This window comes from Pseudomonas sp. RHF3.3-3 (assembly GCF_048069595.1).
Lineage (GTDB): Bacteria > Pseudomonadota > Gammaproteobacteria > Pseudomonadales > Pseudomonadaceae > Aquipseudomonas > Aquipseudomonas fuscovaginae_B.
This window is the reverse complement of the sequence record NZ_CP182250.1, coordinates 6,881,067-6,894,641: the sequence shown is the minus strand read 5'-3', so window position 1 is coordinate 6,894,641 and position 13,575 is coordinate 6,881,067. Positions and strand designations below refer to the sequence as shown.

Here is a 13,575-nt window from a genome sequence, read left to right as displayed (position 1 = left end):
GCGACGCTGACACTGTGAGAGCCGGATTCATCTGCGAACAGGGCCAGCACTCTCCACCCATGATCAGAACCTGACCCCCGTGGTGATCATCGCCGCATTGAACCCCAGCAGCACCAGTTCGGCCGCCACCGGCCCGTAGTAGGTGCCCACCGACGGAATCAGCACCGGCGCCACGCCCAGGCGGTTCAGCGGAATCTTGTCGCGGTACTCGCCGCGATAGCCCTGCAGCAACCCACCCGTCACCTTCGCGTACAACGGATAACGTGCGCTGTCGAAGCGCTGCCCGACATAGCCGTAGTACGAGCGCTGGCTGAACGAGTTGCGAAAAGTCGCGGCGCCGTACAGCCATCCCGACCCGTCATGACGTTCCAGGCCAAGCAGGTCCTGATGATTGTTGTGTTCGGGAGCGGGTGAATAGTGCCGGGAGTACAGACTGGTCTGGGCATACCAGAAGCCCTTCTCTGCGGTGGACTCCTGGGCGGCGAGCACGGCGCTGGCCGTCCCCAGCGAGAGGACAAGCACTGCGGCGAACATCGATCGATTCATGGGGCTGACCTCTCTGGGACGCGGTTATTCGAGAAGTTGGCCGTTATACGGAGCCTGACCCTGGCTCGTCAGCTCTTGCTATCTGAAAGGTCTGTAGGGTTTTTTACTAATGCAGTGTTTAGCTTATCCATATTCGATTCTGATATTTAATTTATTTATTACATATCATTAGGCTATATGTCATCGGACTACCGGCCTGTATCAGCCAATCATCAACACAATGACCGACACCGTTCGCCACACGGACCGATCGTGCGAACTCGGGGCATGAAGCCCCGACTTTGGATTCCAAGGGGAGCGGTATGGGGAGTAACACGCAACACCGGCTGTACTCGGCGATTTTGTCCGCTCATTTGCTGACCGCCGCAGGCGCGATGACTTTCACCCAGGCGGCCGCCGCCGATTCGAATGACACCACGGCCGATGCGCCGAAACTCGATACCGTCATTGTCACCGGTACCCGCGCCCAGGAGCGCACGGCCAGCGGTTCGCTGTCGCCGATCGACGTGATCAGCGGCGACAGCCTGCGCAGCAGCGGCTCGGATGAGCTGGGCACGGTGCTGGCGCGGCTGATTCCCTCCATCAACTTCCCGCGCCCGTCGCTGGTGGATGGCGCCGAGCTGGTGCGCCCGGCGCAACTGCGCGGGCTGTCGCCGGACCAGGTACTGGTGCTGGTCAACGGCAAGCGTCGGCACACCAGTGCCTTCGTCAATCTCGGTGGTGCGGTGGGGCGTGGCTCGGCACCGGCCGACCTGAATGCGATTCCGATTTCGGCGGTCGACCATATCGAGGTGCTGCGTGACGGCGCCTCGGCCCGCTACGGCTCCGATGCGATTGCCGGGGTGATCAACGTGATCCTCAAGAGCGCCGACCACGGCGGCTCTGTTTCCAGCAAGTTCGGCGAGTACAAGAAGGGCGACGGCATTCACCGTCAGCTCGACGGCAACAGCGGCTTCACCCTGGGCGACAATGGCTTCTTCAACCTTTCCGGTGAGGGTTCCGACAACGACTACACCAACCGTGCCGGCAAGGACTACCGCCCGGCCAGCGTCGGTTCGACGACTTATGGCCAGCAGGTGTTCCGCCAGGGCGAGCCGGCTACCAACGAGGGCAAGGTGCAGTTCAACTCCGCCTACAGCTTAAACGAGGCCGCCGAGTTCTACGGCTTTGGCGGCTACAGCAAGCGTCGGGGCGAAACCGCGGCGTTCTACCGGGCGAGCAACGCCTCGAACAACATTCCGGCGATCTTCCCCAACGGTTACCTGCCGCTGATCCACGGCAATCTCGAGGACACCTCGCTGGTGCTTGGCCTGCGCGGCCTGCTGGCGGACGACTGGCACTACGACCTGTCGGTCAACTACGGCAAGAACGAGTACGAACTGCGCACGGAAACCATCAACACCTCGCTGGGCCTGAACACGCCGCGCAAGTTCGACAACGGCACCCTGAGCAACGACCAGCGCCAGCTGAACTTCGACCTGTCGCGAGAGTTCAACCTCGGCTGGCTGCCCTATCCGGTGTCGCTGGCGCTGGGCGCCGAATACCTGCGCCAGGGCTACCAGATCAGCGCCGGCCAGCCCGAGTCCTACTACCAGAGCGGCAGTTCCGGCCTGGGTGGTTTCCGCGCCGCGGATGCCGGCAGTTACTCGCGGCACAACTTCGCCCAGTACCTGGACCTGGAGACCCACTTCACCGAGAAGCTCAGCGCCTCGGCGGCGGTGCGCCATGAGGACTACAGCGATTTCGGCTCGAACGTCAGTGGCTCGCTGTCGGCGCGCTACGATTTCACCCCGCAGGTGGCGGTCCGCGGCAGTATTTCCAACGGCTTCCGGGCGCCGTCCCTGGCCCAGCAGAACTTCACCTACACCTCGTCGCAGCTGATCGGGTCGACCGTCCAGGAAGCCGGCACCTTCGCCGCCAACAGCCAGGTGGCGCGCCTGCTCGGGGCCGAGGACCTGAAGGCGGAGAAATCGCGCAACTACAGCCTCGGCCTGGTACTGGAGCCGGCGGACAACCTGACGGTGACGGCCGACTTCTACCGGATCGACATCCGTGACCGCATCAGCCTCTCGTCCAACCTGGTGCTGAACAACGCCGCGATCAACTACCTGCAGGCCAACGGTGTCGGCAACATCAACTACACCAGCGCGCGTTACTTCACCAACGCCACCAATACCAGCACCAACGGCATCGACCTGGTGGCCAACTATCGTTACCTGCTGGATAACGGTGCGCGCTGGAACAGCACCCTGGGCTACAACTACAACCGGACCAAGGTCACCGATGTGAAGGACAACCCGGCGATCCTCAATCAGTTGGGGGTCAACCTGGTGCGGGTGGATCGTCGCGAACGGCTCGGCCTGCTCGGCGACACCACGCCACGGCACAAGCTGACCTTCGGCAACGACCTGAGCTTCGGCAACTGGGTGCTGCACAGCAACCTGACCCGCTATGGCTCGTTCACCAGCTACCAGGCCGACGCGATCAACGACCAGACCTTCAAGGCGGCCTGGCTGCTGGACCTGGCGGCGGACTACAAGCTCAAGCAGTGGACCTTCACCCTGGGCGGCGACAACGTCACCGACAAGTACCCGGAAAGGCTCAGTGCCTTCGCCAACAGTGGCGGCAACCTGGCCTATAGCACTTATTCGCCGTACGGTTACAGCGGCGCGTTTTATTACGGTAAAGTGACTTACAACTGGTAACTATCGAGGAGCCCCACGCGATTCGTCATGGCTGCTACAGATCCTGTTTTGCCGGGTTTGGCTTATCCGCCGCGCCTTGAGCTGGGGGCGCAACTGACCCACGAACAATTGCTCAGCTCGATGCAGGCCACCATGGCCCGGCACAAGGGCGGACCGGTCTGGTTGTTCGCCTACGGCTCGCTGATCTGGCGGCCGGAGTGTTCGGCGGTGGAGCGGGTGCGCGGGCGGGTCCACGGTTATCACCGTGGCCTGTACCTGTGGTCCCATGAACATCGTGGTACGCCGGAACTGCCGGGGCTGGTGTTCGGCCTGGATCGCGGGGGTTCCTGCAGCGGCTTTGCCTATCGGTTGCCGGAGGACCAGCTGGAGGCGTCGCTCTACGCCCTGTGGCAGCGGGAGATGCCGGTGCCGTCCTATCGACCGCACTGGCTCAACTGTCGCCTGGAAACCGGGCAGACGGTGCAGGCCCTGGGGTTCGTCCTGGAGCGGCACCTGCCCAGCTATGCCGGCAACCTGCCCGACAGCATCCTGACCCAGGTGTTGCAGAGTGCCTGCGGGCGTTACGGTACCACCCGTGACTATGTCGAGCAGACCGCCAGCGCCTTGCGCAGCCACGCGATGCCGGATCGTAACCTGGAGGCGCGGCTCAAGCGCTGCCGTTCAGGCTCACACTGAGTTCCAGGAGTCCGCGAGTGAGGTGTCTTGCGCTGGACCCTGGTGGGGAGCCAGCTTGCTGGCGATAGCGGTGCTGCTATCGCCGCAGGCCGTGTCGAATGGGGCCTTTGCCAGATCGCCAGCAAGCCGGCTCCCACAGGATGAGGTGGGTCAGGCGATCGCGCTACGGCTCGTGCTGGCCGCCCGGGTGTGCCATAGGGTCGGTGCCAGGAACGCCATGGACAGCAGGCAGGCCACCACCAGCAGGACGAAACCGCCATCCCAGCCGAAGTGGTCGACGGTGTAGCCCATCGCCGCGCTCGCTGCGACCGAACCGCCCAGGTAACCGAACAGGCCGGTGAAGCCGGCAGCGGTACCTGCGGCTTTCTTCGGTGCCAGTTCCAGCGCCTGCAGGCCGATCAGCATCACCGGGCCGTAGATCAGGAAGCCGATGGAAAACAGCGCGATCATGTCGATGGTCGGGTTGCCGGCCGGATTGAGCCAGTACACCAGCGTCGCCACGGTCACCAGGCCCATGAACACCATGCCGGTCAGGCCCCGGTTGCCACGGAAGATCTTGTCCGACATCCAGCCGCACAGCAGCGTGCCCGGAATCCCTGCCCACTCGTAGAAGAAGTAGGCCCAGGAGGTCTTGTCGACGTCGAAGTGCTTGGCTTCCTTGAGGTAGGTCGGTGCCCAGTCCAGCACGCCGTAGCGCAGCAGGTAGACGAAGACGTTGGCCATGGCGATGTACCAGAGCATCTTGTTGCGCAGCACGTACTTGACGAAGATTTCCTTGGCGCTGAACTCGCTTTCGTGGCTGGCGTTGTAGCCTTCGGGGTAGTCGTCCTTGTACTGCTCGATCGGCGGCAGGCCGACCGACTGCGGGGTGTCGCGCATGGTGATGAAGGCAAAGGCCGCAACGGCCAGGGCCACGCTCGCCGGGACGTAGAACGCCGCATGCCAGTCGTTGAACCAGCCCATGCCGAGCAGGAACAGCGGGCCGATCAGGCCACCGCCGACGTTGTGCGCCACGTTCCACACCGAGACCACGCCGCCGCGTTCCTTCTGCGACCACCAGTGCACCATGGTCCGTCCGCTGGGCGGCCAGCCCATGCCCTGGGCCCAGCCATTGATGAACAGCAGGATGAACATCATGGTCACGCTGGAGGTTGCCCAGGGCGCGAAACCGAAAATGAACATGATCGCGGCCGAGATCAACAGGCCGAAGGTCAGGAAGTAGCGAGGGTTGGAGCGGTCGGACACCAGCCCCATGAGGAACTTCGACAGGCCGTAGGCGATGGCGATCGCCGACATCGCCACGCCCAGGTCACCCCGGCTGTAGCCCTCGTCGATCAGGTACGGCATGGCCAGGGAGAAGTTCTTGCGCAGCAGGTAGTAGCCGGCATAACCGAAGAAGATCCCGGCAAAGATCTGCCAGCGCAGGCGTCGGTAGGTGCTGTCGATTTTTTCCTCGGGCAGCGGTGCCCGGTGTGCGGCAGGTCGAAAGAAGGCAAACATTCAAGGGCTCCAGGTTTCTTGTTTTGACTGCGGATGCGAATGTTACATTTTCGTTACCGAAAATAGCAGGCTTTCTCATCCGCAAATGTAGGAAATGGAGTGTTCTTGATGTTGTTTTATGAACATGTCGCGAAGGAATAAATGAAGGACGCTTTCAGGGCGTGCCACCATCGTCTGGCAGCAGGTGCTCCTGGATCTTCTCGCTGCGGGACTGGATCAACTGCCCATGGTCGTCGAAGCGCAGCACGAGCAGCCAGTCATAGACATCCTCCGGCCAATGTTTCTGGCCGATGATCTTTTTCACATCCGCGCCGAAGGCCCCGATCAGGTTGTCGATCTGGCCGTGATGCCAGGCAATCAGCAGCACCGCTGCCCGGTTGGTCTTGCCCAGCGACTTGACCAGCTTGTCCACGTCCTTGTCGGCGTAGGGCTGTTCGATTGGCAGTTGCAGGCGTTGCGACAGTGGGGTGAGGGTCAGGCGCGGGCGGTCGCTTTGCTTGCTGTCGCTGGTGGCGATCAGCCGTTGGGGCACGAGGCCCTGGCCTTCGAGTTGCAAGGGGTCGAAGTAGTGGGCGTAGGCCTGGGCGCGTTGTTCGCCTTTGGGGCTGAGGCCACGGCCCTGGTCGGGCTTCTCCGCGTGCCGGACGATCAGCACCGTGGCATTGCTCAGGCCCGGCGTTGTCTTGTCGTCCTGGTGGGCCTGGGCGGTGAAGGGCAGCACCAGGGCCGATAGCAGCAGGGCGCCGGGCAGCAGCTTTTGCAGCAGTGGAATCATCGAATTGCCTCCATGGGGTAGAAAAAGCGCCCGTGATGGGCGCTTTCTGTCCATGGGGCTGAATATAGCCCTGTTCGCTGCCGGCGCCTCGTGAAACCCGCTTCAGCGTACCTGCACCACCACCTTGCCCACCGCCTTGCGCTGGCCCAGGTCGTCGATGGCTCTGGCCGCTTCAGCCAGCGGATAGGTCTGCGACACCAGCGGCTTGAGCTTGCCCTCGGCGAACCAGGCGAACAATTGCTGGAAGTTTGCCGCGTTGTCCTGGGGCTGGCGCTGGGCGAATGAGCCCCAAAACACCCCGACCACCGCGGCGCCCTTGAGCAGCGCCAGATTCACCGGCAGTTCGGGGATGCGCCCGCTGGCGAAGCCCACCACCAGCAGCCGGCCATTCCAGGCAATGGCGCGTACGGCCTGGTCGAACAGGTCGCCGCCCACCGGGTCGTAGATCACGTCGGCACCGTTGCCATCGGTCAGGCGCTTGATCTCGTCCTTGAGGCTGGTTTCGCTGTAGTTGATCAGTTCGTCGGCACCGGCGGCCTGGGCCACCGCGAGTTTTTCGGCGCTGCTGGCCGCGGCGATCACCCGTGCACCCATGGCCTTGCCGATCTCCACCGCCGCCAGGCCGACACCGCCGGAGGCGCCGAGCACCAGCAGGGTCTCCCCCGGTTGCAACCGGGCGCGCTGCTTGAGCGCGTGCATCGAGGTGCCGTAGGTCATGCTGAAGGCTGCGGCGCTGGTGAAATCCATCGTGGCCGGAATCGGCAGCACGTTGTAGCCCGGTACCGCCACTTCCTCGGCAAAGCTGCCCCAGCCGGTCAGGGCCATGACCCGGTCACCGACCTTGAGGTGGCTGATCTTTTCTCCCACGGCCGTGACCACCCCGGCCGCTTCGCCACCGGGCGAGAACGGGAAGGGCGGCTTGAACTGGTACTTGCCCTCGATGATCAGCGTATCCGGGAAGTTCACCCCGGCAGCATGCACCTGCAGCAGGATTTCGTTCTTTTTCGGCGTCGGACTCGCGATTTCCTCCAGCACCAGCGTTTCGGCAGTGCCGAAGGCTTTGCACAGTACGGCTTTCATCGGGCTATTCCTTTGGGAGTGGTGGCCGATAAGTGTAGGAGCGTGAGTCGAAGGGTCAACGAGCATGCCCTGGCCTGATAGTCGCCTATAAGCTTTGTGCTTGGGCTCGACGGCAGGGCTCGCTATGCTAGACCGCAACCAGGATTGAGGAGCGAATCGTGAAAGCGTGGATCATGTTGATGGTGGCCTTGTCGCTGCCGATGGCGGCAATGGCGGAAGAGGCCAAGGAAGGCGAGGGCGCGGCGCCCAAGGTCAGCTATATCAGCCTGACCCCGCCGTTCGTGGGCAACTATGGCCTGGACGGCAGCCCCAAGCTCAAGGTCTACAAGGCCGACGTGGCGGTGCGTGTGACCGGTGACGCGGCGGCCCAGGCGGTCAAGGCCAACGAGCCGTTGATCCGCAACCAGTTGGTGGCGCTGTTCGCCCAGCAGACCGTGGACTCGATGAGCAACGTCGAAGCCAAGGAAAAGATGCGTCAGGAAGCCCTCAAGCAGGTCCAGCAGGTGCTGACCGACGAGACCGGCAAGCCGCAGGTGGAAGACCTGCTCTTCAACAACCTGATCGTACAGTGAGCCGGCATTTGTCGTGTCGGCCCGGGTGTTTTCGCGGGCAAGCCGCGCTTCTACCGTCTTGAGTCGTATTGGTAGGCGCGCGGCTTGCCCGCGCATGGGCCGCCGCCGTCAACGCAAGGCCAGAACCGCTGCCCACTGCTCTGCCGTCACCGGCATCACCGACAGGCGGCTGCCTTTGTGCACCAGTGGCATTTGCGCCAGTGCGGCCTGCTGTTTCAGGTAGCCGAGCCCGAGCACCTTGGCGAAGGTCTCGACATGCCCGACCTGCAGGGCGCTCCAGGGATTCTTCTCGGGCGTGGCCTTGGGGTCGTGGTAGTGGCTTTGCGGGTCCAGCGCCGTCGGGTCCGGGTAGGCCGCCGCGACGATCCTGCCGATTCCGGCAATCCCCGGCTCCGGGCAACTGGAGTGATAGAAGAAGAACTCGTCGCCAACCGCCATGGCCCGCAGGAAGTTGCGCGCCTGGTAGTTGCGGACACCGTCCCAGCGGGTTTCGCCCAGCTTGGCCAGGCCTTCGATCGAGAGCTCGTCCGGCTCGGATTTCATCAGCCAGTAGGCCATGGTGGTGCTCCTTGGGCAGTTTGTCGGGCAATTTCACACAAACCGACGGTCGGTTGACGCCAGCGTTTGCGTAGTGGTTCACGTTATCGCAAAATGCCGGAATTTTAAGCTTGACGCTGCTGCACGGCCTAATCATCAAACCGCTGCTGTCATCGTATGTGATTTGCCTAGGGGGGCAATCGATGAAACGCAAACCGGATTTACTATGGACTTTGGTTATTTTGTTCGGTTTGGGTGTGGTGACAACGGGTTATGCCCAGGGCCTGTGGTCGGGCAAGAAGGACGCTCCCGTCGAGATCGCCCAGCAGCAGCCCCAGCAGTCGACCCTGTTCAAGCGTTGATCCCGCCAGAAAGGCGTCGCCATTCGCGTTGACGCCCTTGTTCCACTCGCTTCAGCCTGCGATATACCACGCACTGCCTGTGACCGTTCCGCGCAGCGGCACATCCCAACTGGCCTGATCCAGTCTCGCCACTTTCTGGCATTCATGGGCCAGCCCCAGCAGCGTCGGCTTGCGCCAGCTCTTGCGGCGCGACTGATAGGCCAGGCTGCGATCGTAGAAGCCGCCGCCCATGCCCAGGCGTCCGCCGAGCGGGTCGAAACCGACCAGCGGCAGCAGCACCAGGTCGAGCGCCCAGACCTTGCGCTGGGCGGCCGGGTTGATTCGTGGTTCGAGAATGCGGAAGCGGTTGGGCCGCAGCTTTTCCCCGGGGCGAATCCGCTGGAACACCATCTTGGTCCGCGGCCAGGCGCTCAGCACCGGCAGATAGGTGTGCTTGCCACGACGCTGGGCCTCGCGCAGCAGCAGGCGCGGATCGATTTCGCCGTCGGTCGGCAGGTACAGGGAAACATGGCGGGCACGGCGGAACAGCGGGTGTTGCGCCAGTTGCCGATACAGGCCGCGTGCGGCCTGGCGTTGCTCGCCGGGCGTGAGGGCGCGGCGCGCCTTGCGCAGCAGTCGTCGAAGTTGCGGGCGGGAAAGCGGCGCAGGTTCGGTCATGGATTCGTGCTGCAGGCAGTGGAGCGGCCAGGACGGCGGCCCGTGAAGACCCCTGTCGGCATTCACCGACATGGGCCTGGAAATCAGGCTCCCCGGATGAACCGCTGTCGACTTAGCCCTTGAACCCGAGAGTTCAAGGTGGAAGGTGCAGTAGGCGTTAAGGCTTTCCGTCTAGCGGACATGCACACCGGCCCAACGTGCAAATTCCAGGGTAGTGCAAATCGGCTCAGGGACATCGTCAACTGGCAAGCACCCCAGGGAGTGATGCCAGTATAACCGAAAGGGCTGTGGGAATCAGCCTTTGCTGGTGTCCGAATCGGAAGACAGCACCAGGTCGACCCGCTCAAGCAGGTCACGCACCTGTTCGCGTGTCGAACTGCTGGCCTGCACATCCGGGCGCTCCTGTTTGTGCAGCAGGTCGTGGGTGATGTTCAGCGCGGCCATCACGGCGATGCGGTCGGCACCGATCACCTTGCCGCTGCTGCGGATCTCGCGCATCTTGCCATCCAGGTAGCGCGCGGCGCTGATCAGGTTGCTGCGTTCTTCCTGGGGACAGATGATCGAATACTCTTTATCGAGTATCTGCACGGTAACGTTATTGCTTGAACTCATGAGTCTTGCTCCAGGGCCTTGAGGCGCGTAATCATCGATTCAACCTTGCGCCGGGCGATTTCGTTCTTTTCAATAAGGTGTGCGCGCTCCTCGCGCCAGGTCTTTTCCTGAGCTAATAGGAGTCTGTTTTGGCTTTTTAGTTGCTCGACCCGGGTAATCAACAGTTCGAGTCTGGCCATCAGCGCGTGCAGGTCGTTGTCTTCCATTCATTATCTACTTTGATGTCGACTGAATATGACTGATGAGCGGTCGTGACTGGAGCGTTTGGGCTCTGTCCGAAATGTATCGGCGCTCGCCCAGGCCGCGCTGAAAACATTTCGTCCAGACCCTGGCAAACGAGTTGTCCGCCTCGATGGTCTTGGCGGGCCCTCGAATGCTAGGATACAAGGCCTTCATTCTAGACATTGCGCCGTTCGGCGCCTAGCCGCCCATGCCTATTCAGAATTCCCCCTATAACGCTTTTGCCACCCTGCTGAGCAGCAACGGCCATCCGGTCTCGCCGGCCGAACTGCACGGCCTGTTGCTCGGTCGCAGCTGCGCCGGTGCCGGCTTCGAAGCCGACAGCTGGCTGGTGGATGCCGCCGAACTGCTCGAAGGCGAGCCGCAGGACAACGTGCGCAACGCCCTGATCGGCCTGCAGGAGATGGTCAAGGGCGAACTGACCAGCGACGACATGACCGTGGTCCTGCTGCTGCCGAGCGACGACGCGCCGCTGACCGAGCGTGCCGCCGCGCTGGGCCAGTGGTGCCAGGGCTTTCTCGCCGGTTTCGGCCTGACCTACCGTGCCAATGCCCTGAGCATCGAGGCCACCGAGGTGCTGCAGGACCTGGCCGCCATCGCCCAGGTCCAGGACGCCCTGGAAGAGTCCGACGACGGCGAGAACGACTACATGGAGGTCATGGAATACCTGCGTGTCGCGCCGCTGCTGCTGTTCACCGAGGTCAACAAGCCGGCCGAGCCGGCTGCCAAGCCTTCGCTGCACTGAGTTCGAAAGGGAGTTCCGTCTGCCCATGATCCATATCCCGAAAGCGGAATACGCCCGGCGGCGCAAGGCGCTGATGGCGCAGATGGAACCCAACAGCATCGCGATCCTGCCGGCGGCTGCGGTGATGATCCGCAACCGCGATGTCGAGCATGTCTATCGCCAGGACAGCGACTTCCAGTACCTCAGCGGTTTCCCCGAGCCCCAGGCGGTGATCGTGCTGATCCCCGGCCGGGCCCACGGCGAATACGTGCTGTTCTGTCGCGAACGCAACGCCGAGCGCGAACTCTGGGACGGCCTGCGTGCCGGCCAGGAGGGCGCGATCCGTGACTACGGGGCGGACGACGCATTTCCCATCAATGATATCGACGACATCCTGCCGGGCCTGATCGAAGGGCGCGACCGGGTGTATTCGGCGATGGGCAGCAACCCGGAATTCGATCGGCACGTGATGGACTGGATCAACGTGATCCGTTCCAAGGCCCACCTCGGCGCGCAGCCGCCGAACGAATTCGTTGCCCTGGATCATCTGCTGCACGACATGCGCCTGTATAAATCGGCGGCAGAAGTGAAGGTCATGCGCGAGGCCGCGGCGATTTCCGCCCGCGCCCATGTGCGGGCCATGCAGGCGGCGCGGGCCGGCCTGCATGAGTTCAGCCTGGAAGCCGAGCTGGACTACGAGTTCCGCAAGGGTGGGGCGAAGATGCCGGCCTACGGTTCGATCGTTGCCGCCGGACGCAACAGTTGCATCCTGCACTACCAGCAGAATGACGCGGTGCTCAAGGAGGGTGACCTGGTGCTGATCGACGCTGGCTGCGAAATCGACTGCTATGCCAGTGATATCACCCGTACCTGGCCGGTCAGCGGCAAGTTTTCGCCCGAGCAGAAGGCGATCTACGAACTGGTGCTGGCTGCCCAGGAAGCGGCGTTCGCCGAGATCGCCCCGGACAAGCACTGGAACCAGGCGCACGAGGCGACGGTGCGGGTGATTACCCGCGGCCTGGTGGAACTGGGGCTGCTGGAAGGCGACGTTGACGAACTGATCGAAACCGAGGCCTATCGGGCCTTCTACATGCATCGCGCCGGCCACTGGCTGGGGATGGATGTGCATGATGTCGGCGACTACAAGGTCGGCGACCAATGGCGCGTGCTGGAGGTCGGCATGGCGCTGACAGTGGAGCCGGGGATCTACATTTCCCCCGACAACCAGAACGTGGCGAAGAAATGGCGCGGCATTGGCGTGCGCATCGAGGACGACGTGGTGGTGACCAGGCAAGGTTGTGAAATTCTGACCGGCGGTGTGCCCAAGACCGTGGCCGAGATCGAGGCCCTGATGGCCGCTGCGCGGGTGTCTGCAGCATGAGCCGGGCCAATCTGGCGATCATCGGCGGTGGCCTGGTCGGCGCCAGCCTGGCCCTGGCGTTGCAGGCCGGGGCCAAGGCACGTGGCTGGAAGATCGTGCTGATCGAACCCTTCGCCCCCGGCGACAGCTACCAGCCGAGCTATGACGCGCGTTCGTCGGCGCTGTCCTTCGGCTCCCGGCAGATCTACGAACGTCTGGGGCTGTGGCAGCCGATTGCCCAGCGCGCCGAGCCGATCAGGCAGATTCATGTGTCCGACCGCGGCCGTTTTTCCACGGCACGGCTGTCGGCCATGGAAGAGGGCGTGCCGGCCCTGGGCTATGTGGTGGAGAACGCCTGGCTCGGCCAATGCCTCTGGCAGGGGCTGGACCAGGAGGTGGTCAGTTGGCGCTGCCCGGCCGAGGTGACCCGCCTGCAGCCACTGGAAGGCGGCTATCGCCTGAGCCTCAACGATGACACCGTGCTCGACTGCGAGCTGGCCGTGCTGGCCGACGGTGGCCGTTCCGGCCTGCGCGAGCAACTGGGGATCGGCGTGCGCAAGCGGCCGTACAACCAGAGCGCGCTGATCGCCAATATTTCACCGGGCGAAGCCCATCACGGCATGGCCTTCGAGCGGTTCACCGACGAAGGGCCGATGGCCCTGCTGCCGTTGCCGGACAACCGTTGTGCACTGGTCTGGACCCGGCTCGGGATGGACGCTCAACGGCTCGCGCAACTGGACGAGCGCAGCTTCCTCAGCGAGTTGCAGGGTGTGTTCGGTTATCGCCTCGGCACCCTGAAGCAGGTCGGCGCTCGACACCTGTACCCGTTGACCCTGGTGGAGGCCGAGGAACAGGTCCGTCCGCACCTGGCGGTGCTGGGCAACGCGGCCCATAGCCTGCATCCGATTGCCGGACAGGGCTTCAACCTGTCCCTGCGCGATGCCCAGGCCCTGGCTGAAGCCTTGCTGACCAGCGAGGCGCCACTGGGCGACTTTGCGACCCTGCGCGGCTACCAGGAACGCCAGCGCCTGGACCAGACACTGACCGTCGGTTTCTCCGATCGGGTCACCCGGCTGTTCGGCAGCGGCCAGCCGCTGGTCGCCCTGGGGCGCAACCTTGGCCTGCTGGGCCTGGACCTGCTGCCGCCGGCCAAGCGCTGGTTCGCCCGCCAGGCCATGGGGCTGGGTACGCGTGCCGATGTCTAGAGTCTTGTGGTGTCTCTGGCCACCA

The 13,575-nt window shown here is 63.4% G+C and carries 15 protein-coding genes and 1 other RNA gene; 7 read left to right on the top strand and 9 right to left on the bottom strand.

Features of this window, described 5'->3' with window-relative positions; all coding sequences use genetic code 11:
* Window positions 1-63: 63 nt before the first annotated feature.
* Window positions 64-546 (bottom strand): hypothetical protein, encoded by a 483-nt coding sequence (locus ACMGT0_RS30420; RefSeq protein ID WP_054058500.1) that lies wholly within the window; start codon window positions 544-546, stop codon window positions 64-66.
* Between the two features lie 302 nt (window positions 547-848).
* Between ACMGT0_RS30420 and ACMGT0_RS30415 the strand changes: the two genes are divergently transcribed.
* Entirely contained in the window at window positions 849-3,251 is a 2,403-nt protein-coding gene (locus ACMGT0_RS30415; protein WP_416770940.1) for a TonB-dependent receptor plug domain-containing protein, read from the top strand.
* A gap of 27 nt (window positions 3,252-3,278) precedes the next feature.
* Entirely contained in the window at window positions 3,279-3,926 is a 648-nt protein-coding gene (locus tag ACMGT0_RS30410; RefSeq protein WP_054058502.1) for a gamma-glutamylcyclotransferase, read from the top strand.
* Window positions 3,927-4,076: 150 nt separating this feature from the next.
* Here the strand turns inward: ACMGT0_RS30410 and glpT are convergent, their stop codons facing one another.
* The 3 genes from glpT to ACMGT0_RS30395 form a co-directional block, all read right to left on the bottom strand.
* A complete protein-coding gene (gene glpT, locus ACMGT0_RS30405; protein WP_054063599.1) occupies window positions 4,077-5,426 on the bottom strand; it encodes a glycerol-3-phosphate transporter in 1,350 nt (449 codons plus the stop codon).
* A gap of 154 nt (window positions 5,427-5,580) precedes the next feature.
* Entirely contained in the window at window positions 5,581-6,201 is a 621-nt protein-coding gene (locus ACMGT0_RS30400; protein ID WP_054058504.1) for a flagellar basal body-associated protein FliL, read from the bottom strand.
* A gap of 102 nt (window positions 6,202-6,303) precedes the next feature.
* Window positions 6,304-7,281, bottom strand: a complete 978-nt coding sequence (locus ACMGT0_RS30395; protein ID WP_416770937.1) for an NADPH:quinone oxidoreductase family protein — start codon at window positions 7,279-7,281, stop codon at window positions 6,304-6,306.
* Between the two features lie 158 nt (window positions 7,282-7,439).
* Between ACMGT0_RS30395 and ACMGT0_RS30390 the strand changes: the two genes are divergently transcribed.
* On the top strand, window positions 7,440-7,853 hold the full coding sequence (locus ACMGT0_RS30390; protein ID WP_054058506.1) for a flagellar basal body-associated protein FliL: 414 nt from the start codon (window positions 7,440-7,442) through the stop codon (window positions 7,851-7,853).
* Window positions 7,854-7,961: 108 nt separating this feature from the next.
* Here the strand turns inward: ACMGT0_RS30390 and ACMGT0_RS30385 are convergent, their stop codons facing one another.
* Window positions 7,962-8,411 carry an EVE domain-containing protein gene (locus ACMGT0_RS30385; RefSeq protein WP_054058507.1) on the bottom strand — a complete coding sequence of 150 codons (450 nt, stop codon included), beginning with the start codon at window positions 8,409-8,411 and terminating at the stop codon, window positions 7,962-7,964.
* Between the two features lie 110 nt (window positions 8,412-8,521).
* On the opposite strand from ACMGT0_RS30385, the gene ACMGT0_RS30380 reads away from it, so the two are divergent.
* Window positions 8,522-8,752: a hypothetical protein gene (locus tag ACMGT0_RS30380; RefSeq protein ID WP_017902648.1), complete on the top strand. Its 231-nt coding sequence runs from the start codon at window positions 8,522-8,524 to the stop codon at window positions 8,750-8,752.
* A 51-nt stretch (window positions 8,753-8,803) separates the two neighbouring features.
* On the opposite strand, the gene ACMGT0_RS30375 is transcribed toward ACMGT0_RS30380, so the two are convergent.
* The 4 genes from ACMGT0_RS30375 to ACMGT0_RS30360 form a co-directional block, all read right to left on the bottom strand.
* Window positions 8,804-9,409 carry a 5-formyltetrahydrofolate cyclo-ligase gene (locus ACMGT0_RS30375; protein WP_416770935.1) on the bottom strand — a complete coding sequence of 202 codons (606 nt, stop codon included), beginning with the start codon at window positions 9,407-9,409 and terminating at the stop codon, window positions 8,804-8,806.
* A gap of 85 nt (window positions 9,410-9,494) precedes the next feature.
* A non-coding RNA gene (gene ssrS, locus ACMGT0_RS30370) (6S RNA) lies at window positions 9,495-9,673 on the bottom strand.
* 30 nt (window positions 9,674-9,703) lie between these two features.
* Window positions 9,704-10,021, bottom strand: a complete 318-nt coding sequence (locus tag ACMGT0_RS30365) for a cell division protein ZapA (protein ID WP_054058508.1) — start codon at window positions 10,019-10,021, stop codon at window positions 9,704-9,706.
* Window positions 10,018-10,227: a TIGR02449 family protein gene (locus tag ACMGT0_RS30360; RefSeq protein WP_054058509.1), complete on the bottom strand. Its 210-nt coding sequence runs from the start codon at window positions 10,225-10,227 to the stop codon at window positions 10,018-10,020. The genes ACMGT0_RS30365 and ACMGT0_RS30360 overlap by 4 nt, the downstream gene beginning before the upstream one ends.
* Window positions 10,228-10,451: 224 nt before the next feature.
* Here ACMGT0_RS30360 and ACMGT0_RS30355 point away from each other — a divergent pair, with 224 nt between their 5' ends.
* The 3 genes from ACMGT0_RS30355 to ubiH are packed head-to-tail and all read left to right on the top strand — an operon-like array spanning window position 10,452 to window position 13,550.
* Window positions 10,452-11,006, top strand: a complete 555-nt coding sequence (locus ACMGT0_RS30355; RefSeq protein ID WP_054058510.1) for a YecA family protein — start codon at window positions 10,452-10,454, stop codon at window positions 11,004-11,006.
* A gap of 25 nt (window positions 11,007-11,031) precedes the next feature.
* Complete coding sequence (pepP, locus tag ACMGT0_RS30350; protein WP_054058511.1) at window positions 11,032-12,366, top strand: Xaa-Pro aminopeptidase; 1,335 nt, start codon at window positions 11,032-11,034, stop codon at window positions 12,364-12,366.
* Window positions 12,363-13,550 (top strand): 2-octaprenyl-6-methoxyphenyl hydroxylase, encoded by a 1,188-nt coding sequence (gene ubiH / locus ACMGT0_RS30345; RefSeq protein ID WP_416770931.1) that lies wholly within the window; start codon window positions 12,363-12,365, stop codon window positions 13,548-13,550. The genes pepP and ubiH overlap by 4 nt, the downstream gene beginning before the upstream one ends.
* Window positions 13,551-13,575 lie beyond the last annotated feature (25 nt).

Coding starts and splice junctions, on each gene's coding strand:
- ACMGT0_RS30420 (WP_054058500.1), bottom strand. CDS start 546: ATGAATCGATCGATGTTCGCCGCAGTGCTTGTCCTCTCGCTGGGGACG.
- ACMGT0_RS30415 (WP_416770940.1), top strand. CDS start 849: ATGGGGAGTAACACGCAACACCGGCTGTACTCGGCGATTTTGTCCGCT.
- ACMGT0_RS30410 (WP_054058502.1), top strand. CDS start 3,279: ATGGCTGCTACAGATCCTGTTTTGCCGGGTTTGGCTTATCCGCCGCGC.
- glpT (WP_054063599.1), bottom strand. CDS start 5,426: ATGTTTGCCTTCTTTCGACCTGCCGCACACCGGGCACCGCTGCCCGAG.
- ACMGT0_RS30400 (WP_054058504.1), bottom strand. CDS start 6,201: ATGATTCCACTGCTGCAAAAGCTGCTGCCCGGCGCCCTGCTGCTATCG.
- ACMGT0_RS30395 (WP_416770937.1), bottom strand. CDS start 7,281: ATGAAAGCCGTACTGTGCAAAGCCTTCGGCACTGCCGAAACGCTGGTG.
- ACMGT0_RS30385 (WP_054058507.1), bottom strand. CDS start 8,411: ATGGCCTACTGGCTGATGAAATCCGAGCCGGACGAGCTCTCGATCGAA.
- ACMGT0_RS30375 (WP_416770935.1), bottom strand. CDS start 9,409: ATGACCGAACCTGCGCCGCTTTCCCGCCCGCAACTTCGACGACTGCTG.
- ACMGT0_RS30365 (WP_054058508.1), bottom strand. CDS start 10,021: ATGAGTTCAAGCAATAACGTTACCGTGCAGATACTCGATAAAGAGTAT.
- ACMGT0_RS30360 (WP_054058509.1), bottom strand. CDS start 10,227: ATGGAAGACAACGACCTGCACGCGCTGATGGCCAGACTCGAACTGTTG.
- ACMGT0_RS30355 (WP_054058510.1), top strand. CDS start 10,452: ATGCCTATTCAGAATTCCCCCTATAACGCTTTTGCCACCCTGCTGAGC.
- pepP (WP_054058511.1), top strand. CDS start 11,032: ATGATCCATATCCCGAAAGCGGAATACGCCCGGCGGCGCAAGGCGCTG.
- ubiH (WP_416770931.1), top strand. CDS start 12,363: ATGAGCCGGGCCAATCTGGCGATCATCGGCGGTGGCCTGGTCGGCGCC.